Source organism: Pseudomonas putida (assembly GCF_004357765.1).
Lineage (GTDB): Bacteria > Pseudomonadota > Gammaproteobacteria > Pseudomonadales > Pseudomonadaceae > Aquipseudomonas > Aquipseudomonas putida_U.
This window is the reverse complement of record NZ_SMTE01000003.1, coordinates 253,507-271,752: the sequence shown is the minus strand read 5'-3', so window position 1 is coordinate 271,752 and position 18,246 is coordinate 253,507. Positions and strand designations below refer to the sequence as shown.

Genomic DNA, 18,246 nt, shown 5'->3' with positions numbered 1-18,246 from the left:
TTTCGGCACAGGTGGTGAGTCAGGACTTCAGTCGGGAAAAGCGACTGCTTACACCCCGGCACTTCAAAGCGGTCTTCGACTCCCCAACCGGCAAGGTTCCAGGGAAAAACCTGCTGATCCTTGCACGCGAGAACGGTCTCGATCATCCACGCCTTGGCCTGGTGATCGGTAAGAAGAGCGTCAAGCTCGCTGTTCAACGCAATCGCCTAAAGCGCCTGATGCGCGATTCCTTTCGTCTGAACCAGCAGATGCTCGCTGGCCTGGACATCGTGATCGTCGCGCGCAAGGGATTGGGTGAGATAGAAAACCCGGAATTGCACCAACACTTTGGCAAGCTCTGGAAACGCCTGGCCCGTAGCCGGCCTAAGCCAGAGGCAAACGCCGATTCCGCAGGGGTAGACAGCCGAAATGCGTAAACTGGCACTCGTTCCGATCCAGTTTTACCGTTATGCCATCAGTCCCCTGATGGCCAGCCACTGTCGTTTCTACCCCAGTTGCTCCTGTTACGCCTATGAAGCCATCGAAAACCATGGCCTCTTGCGTGGTGGGTGGCTAGCCGTTCGTCGCCTGGGGCGTTGTCATCCGTGGAACGACGGCGGTTTCGATCCCGTTCCACCCGCTCCTTCCTCCCGAACTTCTTCGATAGCCGAGTAATCATGGATATTAAACGCACGATCCTGATCGTCGCCCTGGCAATCGTGTCCTACGTCATGGTCCTCAAGTGGAACCAGGACTACGGTCAGGCTGCTCTGCCGACTCAGCATACTGCTGCCAGCACCCAAGCCCCGGCCTTGCCCGATGGCGTGCCGGCCGGTACCGCCGGCGCCAGCGCCGATGTGCCGAGCGCTAATGCCGAATCCAGCCCTGCGGAACTTGCCCCGGTCGCGACCAGCAAGGACCTGATCCGGGTCAAGACCGATGTCCTGGACCTGGCTATCGATCCGGTCGGTGGTGACATCGTCCAACTGACCCTGCCGAAATACCCACGTCGCCAAGACCATCCGGACATTCCGTTCCAGCTGTTCGACAACGGCGGCGAGCGCGTCTACCTGGCACAAAGCGGCCTGACCGGCGCCAACGGCCCGGACGCCCGTCCTTCCGGTCGCCCCCTGTACGCTGCCGAACAACGCAGCTACCAGCTGGCCGATGGTCAGGAACAACTGGTGGTCGACCTCAAGTTCAGTGACAACGGCGTCAACTACATCAAGCGCTTCAGCTTCAAGCGCGGTGAGTACGACCTCAACGTCACCTACCTGATCGACAACCAGAGCACCCAGACCTGGAACGGCAACATGTTTGCCCAGCTCAAGCGTGACGCCAGCTCCGACCCATCGTCGAGCACTGCCACCGGCACCGCCACCTACTTGGGCGCGGCCATGTGGACAGCGTCCGAGCCGTACAAGAAAGTGTCGATGAAAGACATCGACAAGGGTGGCCTGAAAGAAAGCGTTTCTGGTGGCTGGGTTGCCTGGCTGCAGCACTACTTCGTGACCGCCTGGGTACCTGCCAAGTCGGATACCAACACCGTCCAGACCCGCAAGGACAGCCAAGGCAACTACATCATCGGCTATACCGGCCCGACCATCAGCGTTCCGGCTGGCGGCAAGGTCGAGACCAGCGCGATGCTGTACGCCGGTCCCAAGATCCAGTCCAAGCTCAAGGAACTGTCCCCAGGCCTGGAGCTGACTGTCGACTACGGTTTCCTGTGGTTCATCGCCCAGCCGATCTTCTGGCTGCTGCAACATATCCACAGCCTGTTGGGCAACTGGGGCTGGTCGATCATCGTCCTGACCATGCTCATCAAGGGTCTGTTCTTCCCACTGTCGGCTGCCAGCTACCGTTCGATGGCGCGTATGCGTGCCGTTTCGCCGAAACTTGCTGCACTGAAGGAGCGCTTCGGTGACGATCGCCAGAAGATGTCTCAGGCGATGATGGAGCTGTACAAGAAAGAGAAGATCAACCCGCTGGGTGGCTGCTTGCCGATCCTGGTGCAGATGCCAGTGTTCCTGTCGCTGTACTGGGTACTGCTGGAAAGCGTCGAGATGCGTCAGGCTCCGTGGATGCTGTGGATCACCGACCTGTCGATCAAGGATCCGTTCTTCATCCTGCCGATCATCATGGGCGCGACCATGTTCATCCAGCAGCGTCTGAACCCGACTCCGCCCGATCCGATGCAGGCCAAGGTGATGAAAATGATGCCGATCATCTTCACCTTCTTCTTCCTGTGGTTCCCGGCTGGTCTGGTGCTGTACTGGGTTGTGAACAACTGCCTGTCGATCGCACAGCAGTGGTACATCACCCGCAGCATCGAAGCAGCGAGCAAAAAAGCTGCTGCATAACGGGCTACTACGCTAGCCTGTGAATAAAAACGCCCCCTCGGGGGCGTTTTTGCTATCTGTCGTTTTGTCGTAGAGGCTCTCGAGCATGAACACTGTGCGTGAAACCATTGCTGCCATCGCCACCGCCCAGGGCCGCGGCGGGGTCGGTATCGTCAGGCTGTCCGGACCGCTGGCCAGCCAGGCCGGGCAGTTGATCACCGGCCGCACACTGACGCCGCGCCATGCCCACTATGGGCCGTTCCGTGACGAGCAGGGGTTGGTGCTGGATGAAGGCATCGCGCTGTTCTTCCCCGGTCCCAACTCGTTCACCGGTGAGGATGTGCTCGAACTACAGGGCCATGGCGGTCCCGTGGTGCTGGACATGCTGCTACAGCGCTGTGTACAAGTCGGCTGCCGACTGGCGCGCCCAGGCGAATTCAGCGAACGTGCATTTCTCAACGACAAGCTCGACCTGGCTCAGGCCGAAGCGATCGCCGACCTGATCGAAGCCAGTTCCAGCCAGGCTGCCCGCAACGCCTTGCGCTCGCTGCAGGGCGAATTCTCCAAACGTGTGCACAGCCTGACCGAGGCGTTGATTGCGCTGCGTATCTACGTGGAAGCAGCGATCGACTTCCCAGAGGAGGAAATCGACTTCCTTGCCGACGGCCACGTGTTGTCGATGCTCGATGCCGTGCGTGCGGAGTTGTCCACAGTCCAGCGTGAGGCCGGGCAGGGCGCCTTGCTGCGTGACGGGATGACCGTGGTGATTGCTGGCCGGCCCAACGCCGGTAAATCGAGCCTGCTGAACCAGCTGGCCGGGCGCGAGGCCGCGATCGTCACCGATATCGCCGGCACCACCCGGGACATTCTTCGCGAACATATCCACATCGACGGCATGCCCCTGCACGTGGTCGATACTGCCGGCTTACGTACCACCGATGATCATGTGGAAAAAATCGGCGTGGAACGTGCGCTCAAAGCCATCGGCGAGGCGGACCGCGTGTTGTTGGTGGTGGACTCGACCGCGCCCGAGGCCGACGATCCCTTCGCGTTGTGGCCGGAATTTCTCGACCAACGGCCAGACGCCGCCAAGGTCACGCTGATTCGCAACAAGGCTGATCTCAGCGGCGAGCGGGTTGCCCTGGAACAATGTGATGACGGCCATGTCACCATCACCTTGAGCGCCAAGGGCGATGATCAAGGTCTCCAGCTACTGCGCGACCACCTCAAAGCTTGCATGGGTTATGAGCAGACCGCAGAAAGCGGTTTCAGCGCCAGACGGCGTCATCTGGATGCGCTGCGCCAAGCCAGCTCGCACCTGGAGCACGGACGCGCCCAACTGACCCTGGCCGGCGCAGGCGAGCTGCTGGCCGAAGATTTGCGGCAAGCGCAGCAGGCATTGGGTGAAATCACCGGCGCGTTCAGCTCCGATGACTTGCTGGGGCGCATCTTCTCGAGTTTCTGCATCGGTAAATAATCCACAGCCACTGGCTGACCAAAGCCGCTCCTTCGGGGGCGGCTTTTTTTTGCCTGTGAGTTGTGCAGATGGCGAGGATGAGCGGAAAAATGCTTCAAGGTATTTCATGCACAGGCACGATGACGCCCTCAGGAGGTCTGTGGATAACCGACCTTCAGCTCCGTTGATAACCGGGCTTTTTTGTTGAGGACAATCACGCTTGTGGGTAAACAGTCATTTAATCCACAGGCTGAATGACGTTATCCATAGCCCTCAGGGTCGCTAAGCCACAGGGTTTAATTTCTCTGTACAGCACGTCAATAAAGGGATACAGCATCTTATCCACAGAAAAGGCTGTGCATAAGAATAAACATAAAAACAAAGCTTTTATAAATTTCTCTTCTTTGATTTCTGTTGTCTGCCACTCATCCACAGACTGTTCAAATTTTGCTCAGAAGGTTCCTTTGCAGGGGGTTAAGTCCCTATACTTGTCCGCTTATCTTCTCTATTCGCAAAACAGGCACGAGGTGCGTGGTGGATTTCCCTTCCCGTTTTGAAGTGATCGTCATCGGCGGCGGCCATGCCGGTACCGAGGCTGCGCTTGCGTCTGCACGCATGGGTGTGAAAACCCTGCTGCTGACCCACAACGTGGAAACCCTCGGTCACATGAGCTGCAACCCGGCCATCGGTGGCATCGGTAAAAGCCATCTGGTCAAGGAGATCGATGCGCTCGGCGGCGCCATGGCGCTGGCTACCGACAAGAGCGGCATCCAGTTCCGTATCCTGAATAACCGCAAGGGCCCGGCGGTGCGCGCTACTCGCGCCCAGGCCGACCGCGCCATCTACAAATCGGTGGTGCGGGAGATCCTGGAAAACCAACCCAACCTGTGGATATTCCAGCAGTCCTGCGACGACCTGATCGTCGAACAAGACCAGGTCAAAGGTGTGGTCACCCAGATGGGTCTGCGCTTCTTCGCCGAATCCGTGGTCCTCACCACAGGCACCTTCCTCGGTGGTCTTATCCACATCGGGCTACAGAACCATTCCGGTGGCCGCGCCGGCGATCCACCTTCGATCGCCTTGGCTCACCGCATGCGTGAACTGCCGCTGCGCGTCGGTCGCCTGAAAACCGGTACCCCACCGCGGATCGATGGTCGCTCCGTGGACTTCTCGGTCATGACCGAGCAACCCGGCGACACGCCGATCCCAGTGATGTCCTTCATGGGCAACGCGCAGATGCACCCGCGTCAGGTCAGTTGCTGGATTACCCACACCAACGCCCGCACCCACGAGATCATTGCCTCGAACCTCGACCGGTCTCCGATGTACTCTGGTGTGATCGAAGGCGTCGGTCCGCGTTACTGCCCGTCGATCGAAGACAAGATTCATCGCTTCGCCGACAAGGAAAGCCACCAGGTGTTCATCGAGCCGGAAGGCCTGACCACCCACGAGCTGTACCCCAACGGTATTTCCACTTCGCTGCCATTCGATGTGCAGCTGGAGTTGGTGCGCTCGATCCGCGGTATGGAAAACGCCCATATCGTGCGTCCGGGATACGCTATCGAGTACGACTACTTTGACCCGCGTGACCTCAAGTACAGCCTCGAGACCAAGGTCATCGGCGGTCTGTTCTTCGCCGGCCAGATCAACGGCACCACCGGTTACGAAGAAGCCGGCGCTCAGGGCCTGCTGGCCGGGACCAACGCCGCGCTCCGGGCCCAGGGCCGCGAAAGCTGGTGCCCACGTCGCGACGAGGCGTACATCGGCGTATTGGTTGACGACCTGATCACCCTGGGAACTCAAGAGCCGTACCGCATGTTCACTTCGCGCGCCGAGTACCGCTTGATTCTGCGCGAGGACAACGCCGATCTCCGCTTGACCGAAAAAGGCCGCGAGCTGGGTTTGATCGACGATGAGCGCTGGGCCGCCTTCTGCGCCAAGCGCGATGGTATCGAGCGTGAGGAACAACGCCTGAAATCCACCTGGGTGCGGCCGAATACCGACCTGGGCCAGGCCATTGTGGATAAGTTCGGCACGCCGCTGAGCCACGAGTACAGTCTGCTCAACCTGCTGGCCCGTCCGGAAATCGACTACGCTGGCCTGATCGAGGCGACGGGGGGTGAGGTGATCGATCCACAGGTTGCCGAGCAGGTCGAGATCAAGACCAAGTACGCGGGGTATATCGATCGCCAGCAAGACGAGATCGCCCGGCTGCGTGCCAGCGAAGACACCCGCCTGCCTGTGGATATCGACTACACCACCATTTCTGGCCTGTCCAAGGAGATCCAGGGCAAGCTCGGCCAGACCCGCCCGGAAACCTTGGGCCAGGCTTCGCGCATTCCCGGTGTCACCCCGGCGGCGATTTCCCTGTTGTTGATACATCTGAAAAAACGCGGCGCTGGCCGCGAATTGGAGCAAAGCGCTTGAGTTCCCTGGTCACCCCGCAACACGCTGAAGAGTTGTCCACAGGTGCGCGCCAGCTCGGTGTCGAGCTTGGCGCCGAGCAGCACGAGAAGCTGTTGGGTTACCTGGCCCTGTTGATCAAATGGAACAAAGCCTACAACCTGACCGCCGTGCGCGATCCCGATGAAATGGTGTCCCGCCATCTGCTCGACAGCCTGAGTGTCATGCCGTTTATCCACAGCGAGCGTGAGCGGTGGCTGGATGTCGGCAGTGGCGGTGGTATGCCTGGAATCCCTCTGGCGATCCTGCATCCGCACAGGCAGGTGACGGTGCTCGACGCCAACGGCAAGAAAACCCGCTTCCTGACCCAGGTGAAAATGGAGCTCAAGCTGGACAACCTCACGGTTATCCACAGCCGGGTCGAAGCCTTCCAGCCTGCACAACCGTTCGACGGCATCATCTCCCGCGCCTTCAGCAGCATGGAGAATTTCACCAACTGGACCCGCCATCTGGGCGACACCGGGACGCAATGGCTTGCAATGAAGGGGCTGCATCCTGCCGATGAACTGGTAGCATTGCCCGCAGACTTCACAGTGGAAAGCGAGCAGGCCCTGACCGTTCCGGGTTGCCAGGGCCAGCGCCATCTGCTGATACTGCGCCGCAAGGCTTGACTGGGAACACACGCAACAATGGCTAAGGTATTCGCAATCGCGAACCAGAAAGGTGGTGTGGGCAAGACCACCACCTGTATCAATCTCGCTGCATCGCTGGCTGCGACCAAGCGTCGTGTGCTGCTGATCGACCTCGATCCGCAGGGCAACGCGACCATGGGCAGCGGTGTGGACAAGCACGAGCTCGAGCACTCGGTCTACGACCTGCTCATCGGCGAATGCGATCTCACCCAGGCCATGCATTACTCCGAGCACGGCGGCTACCAACTGCTGCCGGCCAACCGCGACCTGACCGCCGCGGAAGTGGTACTGCTGGAGATGCAGGTCAAGGAGAGCCGCCTGCGCAACGCGCTGGCGCCGATCCGCGAGAACTACGACTTCATCCTGATCGACTGCCCGCCGTCGCTGTCGATGCTGACACTGAACGCATTGGTCGCCTCCGACGGGGTAATTATCCCCATGCAGTGCGAGTACTACGCACTGGAAGGTCTCAGCGACCTTGTGGATAACATCAAGCGGATTGCCGCCCGTCTGAACCCTGAGCTGAAAATCGAAGGCCTGCTGCGGACCATGTACGATCCGCGGTTGAGCCTGAACAACGACGTTTCGGCCCAGCTCAAGGAGCATTTCGGCGAGCAGCTGTACGACACGGTGATCCCGCGCAACATTCGTCTGGCCGAGGCGCCGAGTTTCGGCATGCCTGCACTGGCCTACGACAAGCAATCGCGCGGCGCGCTGGCCTACCTGGCCCTGGCCGGGGAAATGGTCCGCCGGCAACGCCGTCAGTCACGCACTGCACTAACAACTTAAGGAATCCGCATGGCCGTTAAGAAACGGGGACTCGGACGTGGGTTGGATGCACTGCTCAGTGGTCCTTCCGTCAGCGCGCTCGAAGAGCAGGCTGTCAAGATCGACCAGAAAGAACTGCAACACTTGCCCGTCGAGTTGATCCAGCGCGGCAAATACCAGCCGCGCCGCGACATGGACCCGCAGGCGCTGGAAGAACTGGCGCACTCGGTTCGCACCCATGGCGTGATGCAGCCGATCGTGGTTCGCCCCATCGGTGACAACCGCTACGAGATCATCGCCGGCGAGCGCCGCTGGCGCGCCACTCAGCAGGCCGGCCTGGATACCGTTCCGGCCATGGTCCGCGAGGTGCCTGACGAAGCCGCCATCGCCATGGCGCTGATCGAGAACATCCAGCGCGAGGACCTCAACCCACTGGAAGAGGCCCTGGCACTGCAGCGCCTGCAGCAGGAATTCGAACTGACCCAGCAACAGGTTGCCGATGCCGTCGGCAAGTCGCGGGTGACCGTGGCCAACTTGCTGCGCCTGATTTCACTGCCCGAGGCGATCAAGACCATGCTCGCCCATGGCGACCTGGAGATGGGCCACGCTCGTGCCTTGCTCGGTCTGGAAGAAGATCGTCAGGAAGAGGGGGCGCGTCATGTTGTCGCACGTGGTCTGACCGTGCGCCAAACTGAGGCACTGGTGCGCCAGTGGCTCAGCGACAAACCTGATCCGGTCGAACCGAGCAAGCCCGATCCGGATATCGCACGCCTTGAACAGCGGCTCGCAGAGCGCCTGGGCTCTGCCGTGCAGATTCGCCACGGCAACAAGGGCAAAGGCCAGTTGGTTATTCGTTATAACTCGCTTGACGAGTTGCAAGGCGTGCTTGCTCACATCCGCTGAAACAATTCCAGTTGTAGCGCGCAGTCGGAAATCACTACCCAATAGTTGAATAGGGGTTAATCCACCCCTATACTCTGCGCGCATTTTGTCGGCACAAATTATGCCAAGTCATAGCTGACTTGTTGGTCGACTTCGAAGGAGCAGTTGTGATGGAAATACGCACGCCAAACCGCTTGCCTTTCCATCGCTGGGCGGTTTTTCCCGTACTGCTGGCCCAATGCATCGTGTTTCTGTCGGCAACCTTGGTGTTGTGGCAGTGGCAAGGGGGAGTCAGTGGTTACTCGGGTCTCTGCGGAGGTCTGATCGCCTGGCTGCCCAACGTGTATTTCGCCTGGAAGGCATTCCGCTTTAGCGGAGCCCGGGCAGCGCAGGCCATCGTCAAGTCGTTTTACGCGGGCGAGGCAGGCAAGATGATTTTGACGGCAGTGCTGTTCGCACTGACCTTTGCAGGAGTGAAGCCATTGGCGCCGTTGGCAGTATTCGGCGTCTTCGTGCTGACCCTTTTGGTCAGCTGGTTCGCGCCCCTGCTGATGAATAAAAGACTTTCGAGACCTTAGGGCGTTTGAGGCAACCATGGCAGCAGAAACCGCTTCGGGCTATATCCAGCACCACTTGCAGAACCTGACCTACGGTCAACTACCAGACGGCAGCTGGGGCTTCGCCCATTCGGCTGCAGAAGCCAAGGCAATGGGCTTCTGGGCGTTCCACCTGGACACCCTGGGTTGGTCCGTCGCGCTGGGTCTGATCTTCCTGTTCATCTTCCGCATGGCGGCCAAGAAGGCGACTTCCGGCCAACCAGGCGGTCTGCAGAACTTCGTGGAAGTCCTGGTGGACTTCGTCAACGGCAGCGTGAAGGACTCCTTCCACGGCCGTAGCCCAGTGATCGCCCCACTGGCACTGACCATCTTCGTCTGGGTGTTCCTGATGAACGCCATCGACCTGGTACCGGTCGACTGGATTCCTCAACTGGCCATCCTGATCTCCGGTGATCCGCACATTCCGTTCCGCGCCGTGTCGACCACCGACCCGAACGCGACCCTGGCCATGGCCTTCTGCGTGTTCGCCCTGATCATCTTCTACAGCATCAAGGTCAAAGGCCTGGGCGGCTTCATCGGTGAGCTGACCCTGCACCCGTTCGGCAGCAAGAACATCTTCGTGCAGATCCTGCTGATCCCGGTGAACTTCCTGCTGGAATTCGTCACCCTGATCGCCAAGCCGATCTCGCTGGCACTGCGTCTGTTCGGCAACATGTACGCCGGCGAACTGGTGTTCATCCTGATCGCCGTGATGTTCGGCGCAGGCATCCTCTGGCTCAGCGGCCTGGGCGTGGTGCTGCAGTGGGCGTGGGCTGTGTTCCACATCCTGATCATCACCCTGCAAGCCTTCATCTTCATGATGCTTACCATCGTCTACCTGTCGATGGCTCACGAAGATAACCATTAAGACCGCCTGGCGTGTCTGAATAGCCTTCCCCGCTCGTTTGGGGGGAAGGCTTTATAAAGTCCGCAAGGGCAGCTGTACCAAACGATTTGTTTTACCGCTTCAAACTAAAAACCTAACCAATACGACGTAAAAGTCGGGAGGAAAGATGGAAACTGTAGTTGGTCTGACCGCTATCGCTGTTGCTCTGCTGATCGGCCTGGGTGCTCTGGGTACCGCCATTGGTTTCGGCCTGCTGGGCGGCAAGTTCCTGGAAGGCGCTGCTCGTCAGCCTGAAATGGTCCCGATGCTGCAGGTCAAAATGTTCATCGTTGCCGGTCTGCTCGACGCCGTAACCATGATCGGTGTTGGTATCGCCCTGTTCTTCACCTTCGCGAACCCCTTCGTAGGTCAGATCGCCGGCTAATCACTCGTTTCCAACGAGTTGATTGATGTGATGGACAAAGACCGAGCGAGGTGTTGGCGTGAACATTAATGCAACCCTGATTGGCCAATCCGTTGCTTTCCTGATTTTTGTACTCTTCTGCATGAAGTACGTATGGCCTCCGGTCATCACTGCTCTGCAAGAGCGCCAAAAGAAGATTGCTGACGGCTTGGACGCTGCCAACCGCGCAGCTCGCGACCTGGAGCTGGCCCAAGAGAAAGCGGGTCAGCAACTGCGTGAAGCTAAAGCACAGGCAGCCGAAATCATTGAGCAAAGCAAGAAACGCGCTGCTCAGCTTGTCGAGGAAGCCCGTGATCAGGCCCGCGTCGAAGCTGACCGTGTGAAGGCTCAGGCTCTGGCCGAGATCGAACAGGAACTGAACAGCGCTAAAGACGCTCTGCGTGCCCAAGTGGGTGCTCTGGCCGTTGGTGGTGCTGAAAAGATCCTTGGCGCCACAATCGATCAAAACGCGCATGCGGAGCTGGTTAACAAACTGGCCGCTGAAATTTAAGCGAGGGCGATCATGGCAGAACTGACCACGTTGGCCCGACCTTACGCTAAGGCTGCCTTTGAGCATGCCCAGGCCCATCAGCAACTGGCCAATTGGTCAGCCATGCTCGGCCTGGCTGCTGCGGTGTCGCAAGACGACACCATGCAGCGCCTGCTCAAGGCCCCGCGACTGACGAGCGCAGAAAAGGCCGCCACGTTCATTGACGTGTGCGGTGACAAGTTCAATGCACAGGCACAGAATTTCATTCATGTTGCCGCGGAAAACGACCGTCTCCTGCTTCTGCCGGAGATTGCCGCCCTGTTCGACCTGTACAAGGCCGAGCAAGAGAAATCCGTGGACGTGGAAGTCACCAGTGCCTTCGCGTTGGACCAAGAACAGCAAGACAAACTCGCCAAGGTTCTCAGTGCACGGTTAGGCCAGGAAGTGCGCCTGCACGCGTCGGAGGATGCCAGCCTGATTGGCGGCGTCGTCATCCGCGCAGGTGACCTGGTAATCGATGGCTCTGTTCGCGGCAAGATCGCGAAACTGGCCGAAGCATTGAAATCTTGAGTTTGAAGGGGCAGCAGAGCAATGCAGCAACTCAATCCTTCCGAAATTAGTGAAATTATCAAGGGCCGCATCGACAACCTCGATGTGAGCTCCCAAGCCCGTAACGAAGGTACCGTTGTTTCGGTATCCGACGGTATCGTGCGAATCCACGGTCTGGCCGACGTCATGTACGGCGAAATGATCGAATTCCCCGGTGGCGTCTACGGCATGGCCCTGAACCTGGAGCAAGACTCCGTAGGTGCAGTGATCCTGGGTGCCTATGACACCCTCGCCGAAGGCATGAGCGCCAAGTGCACCGGCCGCATCCTGGAAGTTCCGGTCGGTAAGGAACTGCTGGGTCGCGTCGTTGACGCACTGGGCAACCCGATCGATGGCAAAGGTCCACTGGGCAACACTCAGACCGACGCGGTCGAGAAAGTCGCTCCGGGCGTGATCTGGCGTAAGTCGGTAGACCAGCCTGTACAGACTGGCTACAAATCCGTCGACGCCATGATTCCTGTCGGCCGTGGCCAGCGCGAGCTGATCATCGGTGACCGTCAGATCGGTAAGACCGCCATGGCCATCGACGCCATCATCAACCAGAAAGACTCCGGTATTTTCTGTGTTTATGTTGCTGTCGGTCAGAAGCGCTCCACCGTCGCCAACATCGTTCGCAAGCTGGAAGAAAACGGCGCCCTGGCCAACACCATCGTGGTCGTTGCCAGTGCTTCGGAATCCGCTGCGCTGCAGTTCCTGGCTCCTTACGCCGGCTGCACCATGGGCGAATTCTTCCGTGACCGCGGTGAAGATGCCCTGATCGTTTACGATGACCTGTCCAAGCAGGCCGTTGCCTACCGTCAGATCTCCCTGCTGCTGCGCCGTCCACCAGGACGTGAAGCGTACCCAGGTGACGTGTTCTATCTCCACTCCCGTCTGCTGGAGCGTGCTTCCCGCGTTTCGGAAGAGTACGTCGAGAAGTTCACCAATGGCGCAGTCACTGGCAAGACCGGTTCCCTGACCGCCCTGCCGATCATCGAAACTCAGGCTGGCGACGTTTCCGCGTTCGTTCCGACCAACGTGATCTCGATCACCGACGGTCAGATCTTCCTGGAATCGGCCATGTTCAACTCGGGCATCCGCCCTGCAGTGAACGCCGGTGTTTCGGTATCCCGTGTAGGTGGTGCCGCTCAGACCAAGATCATCAAGAAGCTGTCCGGTGGTATCCGTACCGCTCTGGCTCAGTACCGTGAACTGGCTGCATTCGCCCAGTTCGCTTCCGATCTGGACGAAGCGACCCGCAAGCAGCTGGAGCATGGTCAGCGCGTAACCGAGCTGATGAAGCAGAAGCAGTACGCGCCGATGTCCATCGCAGACATGGCTCTGTCGCTGTACGCCGCTGAGCGTGGTTTCCTGACTGACGTAGAAGTCTCCAAGGTCGGCAGCTTCGAGCAAGCGCTGATCGCCTTCTTCAACCGTGATCACGCTGAACTGATGGCGAAGATCAACGTGAAGGGTGACTTCAACGACGAAATCGACGCAGGCCTGAAAGCCGGTATCGAGAAGTTCAAGGCCACCCAGACCTGGTAAGCCGCAGCGGGGGCCCTGGCCCCCGCTTGCTAACCTGATAGGTGATACATGGCAGGCGCAAAAGAGATTCGCAGTAAGATTGCGAGCATCAAAAGCACGCAAAAAATTACCAGCGCCATGGAGAAAGTGGCGGTCAGCAAGATGCGCAAGGCACAAATGCGCATGGCTGCTAGCCGTCCTTACGCGGAGCGTATCCGCCAGGTAATCGGTCATCTGGCCAACGCCAACCCGGAATACCGCCACCCGTTCATGATCGAGCGCCCTGTAAAGCGCGCCGGTTATATCGTGGTGAGCAGTGACCGTGGTCTGTGCGGTGGCTTGAACACCAACCTGTTCAAGGCCCTGGTCAAGGACATGAACGTAAACCGCGAACAGGGCGTTGAAATCGACCTGTGCGTGATCGGCAGCAAGGGTGCGGCATTCTTCCGTAACTTTGGCGGCAACGTCGTAGCTGCGATCAGCCACTTGGGCGAAGAGCCATCGATCAACGATCTGATCGGCTCCGTCAAAGTGATGCTGGACGCCTACCTGGACGGCCGCATCGATCGCCTCTCGGTGGTTTCGAACAAGTTCATCAACACCATGACCCAACAACCGACGGTCGAGCAATTGGTACCGTTGGTGGCAACCCCGGATCAGGATCTCAAGCATCACTGGGATTACCTGTACGAACCCGACGCAAAAGAGCTGCTGGACGGCTTGATGGTGCGTTACGTGGAGTCGCAGGTCTACCAGGCGGTGGTCGAGAACAACGCTGCTGAACAAGCGGCCCGGATGATCGCCATGAAGAACGCCACAGACAACGCCGGTGATTTGATCAAAGAGCTGCAATTGATCTACAACAAGGCGCGTCAGGCTGCGATCACCCAGGAGATCTCGGAAATCGTCGGCGGCGCTGCCGCGGTTTAACGGTTCACATATTCAGAGGATCCAGCTATGAGTAGCGGACGTATCGTTCAAATCATCGGCGCCGTCATCGACGTGGAATTCCCACGTGACGTCGTGCCGAGTGTATACAACGCGCTGAAAGTACAAGGCGCGGAAACCACCCTCGAAGTTCAGCAGCAGCTGGGCGACGGCGTGGTTCGTACCATTGCGATGGGCTCCACCGAAGGCTTGAAGCGCGGTCTGGATGTCGTCGACACCGGCGCTGCCATCTCCGTTCCTGTTGGTAAGGCCACTCTGGGCCGCATCATGGACGTTCTGGGCAACCCGATCGACGAAGCCGGCCCGATCGGCGAAGAAGAGCGTCGCGGTATCCACCAGCCAGCGCCTTCGTTCGCTGACCAGGCAGGCGGCAACGACCTGCTGGAAACCGGCATCAAGGTTATCGACCTGGTTTGCCCGTTCGCCAAGGGTGGTAAGGTTGGTCTGTTCGGTGGTGCCGGTGTCGGCAAGACCGTTAACATGATGGAACTGATCCGTAACATCGCCATGGAACACAGCGGTTACTCCGTGTTCGCTGGTGTGGGTGAGCGTACTCGTGAGGGTAACGACTTCTACCACGAGATGAAGGACTCCAACGTTCTCGACAAAGTAGCGCTGGTCTACGGTCAGATGAACGAGCCACCAGGAAACCGTCTGCGCGTAGCGCTGACCGGCCTGACCATGGCCGAGAAGTTCCGTGACGAAGGTAACGACGTTCTGCTGTTCGTCGACAACATCTATCGTTACACCCTGGCCGGTACCGAAGTATCCGCACTGCTGGGCCGTATGCCGTCGGCGGTAGGTTACCAGCCGACCCTGGCTGAAGAGATGGGCGTTCTGCAAGAGCGCATCACCTCCACCAAGGAAGGTTCGATCACCTCCGTTCAGGCCGTATACGTACCTGCGGACGACTTGACCGACCCGTCGCCAGCCACCACCTTCGCCCACTTGGACGCCACCGTCGTTCTGTCCCGTGACATCGCCTCCCTGGGTATCTACCCAGCGGTCGACCCACTGGACTCGACTTCGCGCCAGCTGGACCCGAACGTGATCGGCAACGAGCACTACGAGACCGCTCGTGGCGTTCAGTATGTTCTGCAGCGCTACAAAGAGCTGAAGGACATCATCGCGATCCTGGGTATGGACGAACTGTCCGAAAGCGACAAGCAACTGGTTGCCCGTGCTCGTAAGATCCAGCGCTTCCTGTCGCAGCCGTTCTTCGTGGCCGAAGTCTTCACCGGCTCGCCAGGCAAGTACGTGTCCCTGAAAGACACCATCGCTGGCTTCAGCGGCATCCTCAAAGGTGACTACGACCACCTGCCAGAACAAGCGTTCTACATGGTCGGCAGCATCGACGAAGCGATCGAGAAAGCCAAGAAACTGTAATCCCGGCGCCCCGCAAGGGGCGCTAATCAGGTTGAGGCAAGCAGATGGCTATGACAGTCCATTGCGATATCGTCAGCGCGGAAGGAGAAATCTTCTCCGGTCTGGTCGAGATGGTGGTTGCGCACGGCAACCTGGGCGATCTGGGTATCGCTCCGGGCCACGCGCCGCTGATCACCAATCTGAAACCAGGTCCGATCACGTTGACCAAGCAGGGTGGCGATCGCGAGGTGTTCTACATCTCTGGTGGCTTCCTCGAAGTGCAGCCGAACATGGTCAAGGTACTCGCCGATACCGTGCAACGTGCCGCCGACCTGGACGAAGCCTCCGCTCAGGATGCCGTCAAGGCAGCTGAGAAGGCCCTGCATGAGAAAGGCGCGGATTTCGACTACTCAGCCGCATCCGCACGTCTGGCCGAGGCCGCAGCCCAGCTGCGCACCGTCCAGCAGATCCGCAAGAAGTTCGGCGGCTAACACCGCTGGCTTCATGTAGATTGAGAAAAAGGGTAGCCATCGGCTACCCTTTTTCTTTTTCTGTTCCCCCTCAGTCGGTCGTGTCTGACCGCCCCGGATTGGTAGCCAGTCAATGTCACTCGATATCGTTATCCTCGCCGCCGGCCAAGGTACCCGTATGCGCTCGGCGCTGCCCAAGGTGCTCCACCCGGTCGCCGGCAACTCCATGCTCGGCCATGTTATCCACAGCGCTCGCCAGTTGCAGCCGCAGGGCATTCACGTGGTCATCGGCCACGGCGCCGAGCTGGTGCGTGAGCGCCTGGCCGCCGACGACCTGAACTTCGTCATGCAGGACAAGCAGCTGGGTACCGGCCACGCCGTGGCCCAGGCCCTGCCGGCGATCACTGCCGACACCGTGCTGGTGCTCTACGGCGACGTACCGCTGATCGAGGTGGAAACCCTGCAGCGTCTGTTGGCCAAGGTCAGCGACCAGCAGCTCGGCCTGCTGACCGTGACCTTGCAGGACCCTACCGGCTACGGCCGCATCGTGCGCGACGCCCAAGGTCAGGTGACCGCCATCGTCGAGCACAAGGACGCAACCGACGCGCAGAAGGCGATCAAGGAAGGCAATACCGGCATCCTTGCCTTGCCAGCCGCCCGCCTGGCTGACTGGATGAGCCGTCTGTCCAACGACAATGCCCAAGGCGAGTACTACCTGACCGACGTCATCGCCATGGCCGTGGCCGACGGCCTGGTGGTGGCCACCGAACAGCCCCATGACCCGATGGAAGTGCAGGGCGCCAACGACCGTCGCCAGTTGTCCGAGCTCGAGCGCCATTACCAGTTGCGTGAAGCCCGCCGACTGATGGCCCAGGGGGTGACGCTGCGTGATCCGGCACGTTTCGACGTGCGCGGTGAGGTAACGGTTGGGCGTGATGTGCTGATCGACATCAACGTGATTCTCGAAGGCAAGGTCGTCATCGAGGATGACGTGCAGATTGGCCCGAACTGTGTGATCAAGAACAGCACCTTGCGCAAGGGTGTGGTCGTCAAAGCCAACAGCCATCTGGAAGGCGCGATGATGGGCGAGGGCAGCGATGCCGGCCCGTTCGCTCGCCTGCGCCCGGGCAGTGTGCTGGACGCCAAGGCCCATGTGGGTAACTTCGTCGAGTTGAAGAATGCACACCTGGGCGAAGGCGCCAAGGCCGGCCATCTGACCTACCTGGGTGATGCCGAGGTCGGCGCACGCACCAACATTGGTGCCGGTACCATCACTTGCAACTACGATGGCGCCAACAAGTTCAAGACCGTGATGGGGGAGGACGTGTTCATCGGGTCCAACAATTCGTTGGTGGCGCCTGTGGATATCAAGGATGGCGCGACTACCGCAGCCGGTTCGACCGTTACCCAGACCGTGGAAGCAGGTCAGTTGGCCGTGGCGCGGGCGCGTCAGCGCAACATCGATGGGTGGAAGCGTCCCGAGAAGATCAAGAAGAGCTGAGTTATACACAGCTGCTTCGATCGAAAGCCGACTTATGTGCATAAGTCGGCTTTTTTATTGCTTTACCGCTCCTACAGGGGACGAATTCGTCTTTAAACTTATCCACAGCTTGACGAATCGATGATCTTAGGTTTTGATTGCAACCATTATCTTTCGAATCGAAACTTAAGCGCTCATGTCGAAACGCAATACCCCTCAGCGTCGTCACAATATCCTGGCCTTGCTCAACGAGCAGGGCGAGGTGAGCGTGGACGCCTTGGCACGGCGCTTCGAGACCTCGGAAGTGACCATCCGCAAGGACCTCGCCGCCCTGGAGGCCAACGGCCTGCTGCTGCGTCGCTACGGTGGAGCGGTGCCTGTACCACAGGAGATGCTCGGTGAAACCGCGCAACCGGTATCGGCCTACAAGAAGGCCATCGCCCGCGCTGCGGTCGCACGCATTCGCGAACACGCCCGCATCATCATCGACAGCGGCAGCACCACTGCCGCCATGATCCCGGAGCTAGGGCGCCAACCCGGTTTGGTCGTGATGACCAACTCGTTGAACGTCGCCCGCGCCATCAGCGAACTCGAACACGAGCCGGTGCTGTTGATGACCGGCGGCACCTGGGACCCGCATTCCGAGTCGTTCCAGGGCCAGGTCGCCGAGCAGGTACTACGCTCCTACGATTTCGACCAGCTTTTCATCGGCGCGGATGGGATCGACCTTACCCGTGGCACCACCACCTTCAACGAACTGCTCGGCCTGAGCCGGGTCATGGCCGAAGTCGCCCGTGAAGTGATCGTGATGGTCGAGTCCGATAAGGTTGGGCGAAAGATCCCAAACCTCGAGCTGCCCTGGAGCAGCGTGAGCACCCTGATTACAGACGAACGCCTGCCCGCAGCGGCACGCGAACAGATACAAGCCCGCGGCATCAATCTGATCTGTGCCGCGATCAGCCAGGAGCAATGAC

Annotated in this window: 19 protein-coding genes; all 19 read left to right on the top strand. The window is 59.5% G+C overall.

Annotated features, from left to right (window positions below; all coding sequences use genetic code 11):
* The first annotated feature begins 11 nt into the window (after positions 1-11).
* The 19 genes from rnpA (at position 12) to E2H86_RS05795 (ending at position 18,245) form a co-directional block, all read left to right on the top strand.
* Positions 12-416, top strand: a complete 405-nt coding sequence (rnpA, locus tag E2H86_RS05885) for a ribonuclease P protein component (RefSeq protein ID WP_133325900.1) — start codon at positions 12-14, stop codon at positions 414-416.
* Positions 409-654 carry a membrane protein insertion efficiency factor YidD gene (yidD, locus tag E2H86_RS05880; protein WP_011536514.1) on the top strand — a complete coding sequence of 82 codons (246 nt, stop codon included), beginning with the start codon at positions 409-411 and terminating at the stop codon, positions 652-654. The genes rnpA and yidD overlap by 8 nt, the downstream gene beginning before the upstream one ends.
* 2 nt (positions 655-656) lie before the next feature.
* Positions 657-2,339, top strand: coding sequence for a membrane protein insertase YidC (yidC, locus tag E2H86_RS05875; protein ID WP_133325656.1), 1,683 nt, complete (start codon positions 657-659; stop codon positions 2,337-2,339).
* A gap of 85 nt (positions 2,340-2,424) precedes the next feature.
* Positions 2,425-3,795: a tRNA uridine-5-carboxymethylaminomethyl(34) synthesis GTPase MnmE gene (gene mnmE / locus E2H86_RS05870; RefSeq protein WP_133325654.1), complete on the top strand. Its 1,371-nt coding sequence runs from the start codon at positions 2,425-2,427 to the stop codon at positions 3,793-3,795.
* 513 nt (positions 3,796-4,308) lie between these two features.
* Positions 4,309-6,201, top strand: coding sequence for a tRNA uridine-5-carboxymethylaminomethyl(34) synthesis enzyme MnmG (mnmG, locus tag E2H86_RS05865; RefSeq protein ID WP_133325652.1), 1,893 nt, complete (start codon positions 4,309-4,311; stop codon positions 6,199-6,201).
* Positions 6,198-6,848 (top strand): 16S rRNA (guanine(527)-N(7))-methyltransferase RsmG, encoded by a 651-nt coding sequence (gene rsmG, locus E2H86_RS05860; RefSeq protein ID WP_133325650.1) that lies wholly within the window; start codon positions 6,198-6,200, stop codon positions 6,846-6,848. Before mnmG ends, rsmG begins: the two co-directional genes overlap by 4 nt.
* Before the next feature lie 18 nt (positions 6,849-6,866).
* Positions 6,867-7,658 carry a ParA family protein gene (locus E2H86_RS05855; RefSeq protein ID WP_133325648.1) on the top strand — a complete coding sequence of 264 codons (792 nt, stop codon included), beginning with the start codon at positions 6,867-6,869 and terminating at the stop codon, positions 7,656-7,658.
* Between the two features lie 9 nt (positions 7,659-7,667).
* Positions 7,668-8,540: a ParB/RepB/Spo0J family partition protein gene (locus E2H86_RS05850; RefSeq protein WP_133325646.1), complete on the top strand. Its 873-nt coding sequence runs from the start codon at positions 7,668-7,670 to the stop codon at positions 8,538-8,540.
* A 149-nt stretch (positions 8,541-8,689) separates the two neighbouring features.
* Complete coding sequence (locus E2H86_RS05845) at positions 8,690-9,097, top strand: F0F1 ATP synthase subunit I (protein WP_133325644.1); 408 nt, start codon at positions 8,690-8,692, stop codon at positions 9,095-9,097.
* Positions 9,098-9,113: 16 nt separating this feature from the next.
* Positions 9,114-9,983 (top strand): F0F1 ATP synthase subunit A, encoded by an 870-nt coding sequence (gene atpB, locus E2H86_RS05840; protein ID WP_023383137.1) that lies wholly within the window; start codon positions 9,114-9,116, stop codon positions 9,981-9,983.
* Between the two features lie 145 nt (positions 9,984-10,128).
* The gene (gene atpE, locus E2H86_RS05835; RefSeq protein ID WP_003097235.1) at positions 10,129-10,386 is read left to right on the top strand and encodes a F0F1 ATP synthase subunit C; all 258 of its coding nucleotides are present in this window, start codon (positions 10,129-10,131) and stop codon (positions 10,384-10,386) included.
* Positions 10,387-10,444: 58 nt separating this feature from the next.
* Entirely contained in the window at positions 10,445-10,915 is a 471-nt protein-coding gene (locus E2H86_RS05830; RefSeq protein ID WP_003260032.1) for a F0F1 ATP synthase subunit B, read from the top strand.
* 12 nt (positions 10,916-10,927) lie between these two features.
* Complete coding sequence (locus tag E2H86_RS05825) at positions 10,928-11,464, top strand: F0F1 ATP synthase subunit delta (protein WP_133325642.1); 537 nt, start codon at positions 10,928-10,930, stop codon at positions 11,462-11,464.
* Between the two features lie 21 nt (positions 11,465-11,485).
* Positions 11,486-13,030, top strand: coding sequence for a F0F1 ATP synthase subunit alpha (atpA, locus tag E2H86_RS05820; protein WP_133325640.1), 1,545 nt, complete (start codon positions 11,486-11,488; stop codon positions 13,028-13,030).
* Positions 13,031-13,078: 48 nt separating this feature from the next.
* The gene (atpG, locus tag E2H86_RS05815; protein ID WP_133325638.1) at positions 13,079-13,939 is read left to right on the top strand and encodes a F0F1 ATP synthase subunit gamma; all 861 of its coding nucleotides are present in this window, start codon (positions 13,079-13,081) and stop codon (positions 13,937-13,939) included.
* A gap of 27 nt (positions 13,940-13,966) precedes the next feature.
* Positions 13,967-15,343, top strand: a complete 1,377-nt coding sequence (gene atpD / locus E2H86_RS05810) for a F0F1 ATP synthase subunit beta (protein ID WP_009684662.1) — start codon at positions 13,967-13,969, stop codon at positions 15,341-15,343.
* A gap of 44 nt (positions 15,344-15,387) precedes the next feature.
* Positions 15,388-15,813, top strand: a complete 426-nt coding sequence (locus tag E2H86_RS05805; protein ID WP_043214185.1) for a F0F1 ATP synthase subunit epsilon — start codon at positions 15,388-15,390, stop codon at positions 15,811-15,813.
* 112 nt (positions 15,814-15,925) lie between these two features.
* The gene (gene glmU / locus E2H86_RS05800) at positions 15,926-17,293 is read left to right on the top strand and encodes a bifunctional UDP-N-acetylglucosamine diphosphorylase/glucosamine-1-phosphate N-acetyltransferase GlmU (protein WP_133325636.1); all 1,368 of its coding nucleotides are present in this window, start codon (positions 15,926-15,928) and stop codon (positions 17,291-17,293) included.
* A gap of 175 nt (positions 17,294-17,468) precedes the next feature.
* Positions 17,469-18,245 (top strand): DeoR/GlpR family DNA-binding transcription regulator, encoded by a 777-nt coding sequence (locus tag E2H86_RS05795; RefSeq protein WP_133325634.1) that lies wholly within the window; start codon positions 17,469-17,471, stop codon positions 18,243-18,245.
* Position 18,246: the final 1 nt, after the last annotated feature.

Excerpts from the sequence above, each read along its gene's own strand:
- yidD (WP_011536514.1), top strand. The coding sequence starts at position 409 with ATGCGTAAACTGGCACTCGTTCCGATCCAGTTTTACCGTTATGCCATC.
- yidC (WP_133325656.1), top strand. The coding sequence starts at position 657 with ATGGATATTAAACGCACGATCCTGATCGTCGCCCTGGCAATCGTGTCC.
- mnmE (WP_133325654.1), top strand. The coding sequence starts at position 2,425 with ATGAACACTGTGCGTGAAACCATTGCTGCCATCGCCACCGCCCAGGGC.
- E2H86_RS05855 (WP_133325648.1), top strand. The coding sequence starts at position 6,867 with ATGGCTAAGGTATTCGCAATCGCGAACCAGAAAGGTGGTGTGGGCAAG.
- E2H86_RS05850 (WP_133325646.1), top strand. The coding sequence starts at position 7,668 with ATGGCCGTTAAGAAACGGGGACTCGGACGTGGGTTGGATGCACTGCTC.
- E2H86_RS05845 (WP_133325644.1), top strand. The coding sequence starts at position 8,690 with ATGGAAATACGCACGCCAAACCGCTTGCCTTTCCATCGCTGGGCGGTT.
- atpB (WP_023383137.1), top strand. The coding sequence starts at position 9,114 with ATGGCAGCAGAAACCGCTTCGGGCTATATCCAGCACCACTTGCAGAAC.
- atpE (WP_003097235.1), top strand. The coding sequence starts at position 10,129 with ATGGAAACTGTAGTTGGTCTGACCGCTATCGCTGTTGCTCTGCTGATC.
- E2H86_RS05825 (WP_133325642.1), top strand. The coding sequence starts at position 10,928 with ATGGCAGAACTGACCACGTTGGCCCGACCTTACGCTAAGGCTGCCTTT.
- atpA (WP_133325640.1), top strand. The coding sequence starts at position 11,486 with ATGCAGCAACTCAATCCTTCCGAAATTAGTGAAATTATCAAGGGCCGC.
- atpG (WP_133325638.1), top strand. The coding sequence starts at position 13,079 with ATGGCAGGCGCAAAAGAGATTCGCAGTAAGATTGCGAGCATCAAAAGC.
- atpD (WP_009684662.1), top strand. The coding sequence starts at position 13,967 with ATGAGTAGCGGACGTATCGTTCAAATCATCGGCGCCGTCATCGACGTG.
- E2H86_RS05805 (WP_043214185.1), top strand. The coding sequence starts at position 15,388 with ATGGCTATGACAGTCCATTGCGATATCGTCAGCGCGGAAGGAGAAATC.
- glmU (WP_133325636.1), top strand. The coding sequence starts at position 15,926 with ATGTCACTCGATATCGTTATCCTCGCCGCCGGCCAAGGTACCCGTATG.
- E2H86_RS05795 (WP_133325634.1), top strand. The coding sequence starts at position 17,469 with ATGTCGAAACGCAATACCCCTCAGCGTCGTCACAATATCCTGGCCTTG.